The sequence below is a fragment of the Acinetobacter sp. RRD8 genome (genome assembly GCF_031844225.1).
GTDB lineage: Bacteria > Pseudomonadota > Gammaproteobacteria > Pseudomonadales > Moraxellaceae > Acinetobacter.
In genome coordinates, this window is record NZ_JAUZUU010000043.1 from 1 (window position 1) to 2,650 (window position 2,650).

General features: G+C 36.2%; 2 protein-coding genes. Both read right to left on the reverse strand.

The genetic code is table 11. The features are described from left to right. Nucleotides 1-350: 350 nt before the first annotated feature. On the reverse strand, nt 351-2,306 hold the full coding sequence (locus Q9R24_RS14900; RefSeq protein WP_000693745.1) for an alkyl/aryl-sulfatase: 1,956 nt from the start codon (nt 2,304-2,306) through the stop codon (nt 351-353). Between the two features lie 81 nt (nt 2,307-2,387). Next, nucleotides 2,388-2,650: integrase core domain-containing protein (locus tag Q9R24_RS14905; protein WP_005401423.1), on the reverse strand; the 263-nt coding region annotated here is incomplete at its 5' end.

The window sequence follows — 2,650 nt, forward strand, 5'->3', positions numbered from 1 at the left end:
CTAATATAAAAGCTTATTTTCAATAAAAAACACATCATAATACCCCCTTGCCTTTTAACCACAAAAATATTGAAGTTATTATTTAGAAGCAATTAATAGAAAAATAAACAAATCTTTTTTAAACAAGCTACTAATAAAAATATCTCCATCGAAAATAAAGTATAAAAATTCAAAAACCATTTAATAAAGTATCAATAGAGTTAAAATACATATAGCTTACTTTTAATTTTAAAGAGGAATACAAGAAATAATTTCTTGTATTCCTGTTATAAGATTGGGAGAACCAAGTTGATAATTTCACCCATTTCTTTGGATCTATTAATTTAAGTTTCGACTTTACTTATTTGAGCTTAGCCATTTGGTCGAGTCACAATCGGGAAAATTGAATCTGGACGTTTAAACATTGCAAAGAATTTTCCAATTTTCAGTGGATTACCTTTGACTTTACTGTCTTTAGAAAGCAGGACTTTTACCCCTTCTATTTGACCTGTAATCATTTTTAGATATAAGGGCTTGGTTAAGGTTAATGTAGGGCAATCCAATGCCAAATCTTTACTTTCATCATAACGCTTAAACTGCATGACTGAGTTTTCAACCCATAATGAAAAATGCTCTTTGGTATCCGACAAAACCAGATTGATACACTGGTTTTCATTTTTTAAATTTTCCACATCTAAATTTGTCGCCATAGCTTCAAGAAATCTTTCAGTTGGTGTATGAATCAATAAATCACTCGGATCAGAAGTATTTTGTAGGGGTACATTATTTTGTAGCTCTTGAGCGCCCACCAAAAAGAAATTACGCCAAGTTGAAGCCTCAGCAGCATAGCCCAATTGACGATAAGTATTCGCCAATAAGTCTTTTGCTTGTTGGTTTTGAGGGTTATTCAACACAATATGTTTTAAAATCTCGGCAGCCCATCTATAGTCAGCTTGAGCGTAGGCATCCCGCGCATTTTTCAATGCATTGTTCTCCCCACCTGCTAACTCAATATATTTTTTTGCAACAGCTTTAGGGGGTAATGGATCTAAATTGGAAGGATGGGCATCGAACCATCCCATATAATATTGGTATACTGCTTTTACATTATGTTTTAGGGTTCCATAATAGCCATGAGCATATAGTTTTTGATCAAGTGCCGCTGGAAGCTTAATTTTTTCGGCAATTTCAGCGCCATTAAAACCAGAGTTCATATATCTCACCGTCTGATCATGCGTGAACTTATAAACATCTCGCTGGGTTTTAATAAAATCTTGAATATTGTCATTGCCCCAGACAGGCCAATGATGCTGTGCAATCAATACATCGGATGCTTTGGCATGCTGCATTGCTTGGTCTAGATAGCCCACCCATTTTAAGGCATCACGGACTTTAGCACCCCGAAGGGTATAAAGATTATGCATGGTATGAGATAGAATTTCTGCGCCGTTATAAAGTTTCAATGATGGGATAGAGAACGTTAATTCTGCTGGTGCTTCTGAACCCGGCACGTTATAAAACACAAAATCCAAGCCATCAACCGTCATTTTCTGTTCTGGTTGAGTGATCAGTTGTGTAGGCTCAAGGATGCCCATTTTTCCCACAGCAACAGCCTTACCTAAACCTGTATCCACCAATCCTTCCGCATTTTTAGGTAGAAAAGTTCCATACATATAAGTCGCACGACGTATCATGGCTGAACCTGCCATCACATTTTCACTGGTCGCTTCTTCCATAAAGCCTTTTGGCGCAATAATTGGAGTTTTTCTAGCGTTAATTTCTTCGCTAGAAAGAACGCCTAATGCACCACCAAAATGATCGATATGGCTATGGGTAAAGATAATGGCTGAAATTTTTTGCTCACCTAAATGCTGTCTAGCAAATTTAAGTGCTGCTTCAGCCGTTTCTTTAGAGGTTAATGTATCCACAATAATCCAGCCAGTATCACCCTGAATGATGGTCATATTTGCCAAATCAAAACCACGAATTTGCCAAACTCGATCTGTTACTTTAAATAGCCCAACATTGTTGTTTAATTTTGCTTGTCGCCATAGAGTGGGATTAACGGTATTTGGTGCTTGATCTTGTAAAAAACTAAATGCATCAAAATCCCAGATAACATTGCCTTTCTCACTTTTAATTTGACCTGTTGGCTTGGCAATAAAGCCCTTTTGAGCCTGATTAAACTCAGTCATATCCTCTAAGTTATACTTCGCCTTATATGTATTATTTGATTCAATGACCGCTTTTTCTACTACAGTATTTGCTGCAAAAACAGAAAATGGCAGAATAAGCATCAATGAAACTGTTAAAAACTTAATTTTCATCTTCTTTCCTTTTTTTAAATAGAGGTGGTCCCACATGTTTGAACAACTAAAAGCTTATTTATAAGTGATACTCTGCTCTAGTTAAGCTACCTTATTTTGTTGTGGTAGCTGGTCATAGTAAAACTCATCTGGAGTCATTTTGTCCAGACTCGAATGAGGTCGTTTCAAATTATAAAATTCAAAATATGCGTTTAATTGCTTCTTCGCATCCAAAACATTGCTGTAGGCTTTGAGATACACCTCTTCATATTTAACGCTCCGCCATAATCGTTCAACCATCACATTATCAACCCATCGACCTTTACCATCCATGCTGATTTGGATGTCATTTGATTTCAATACAT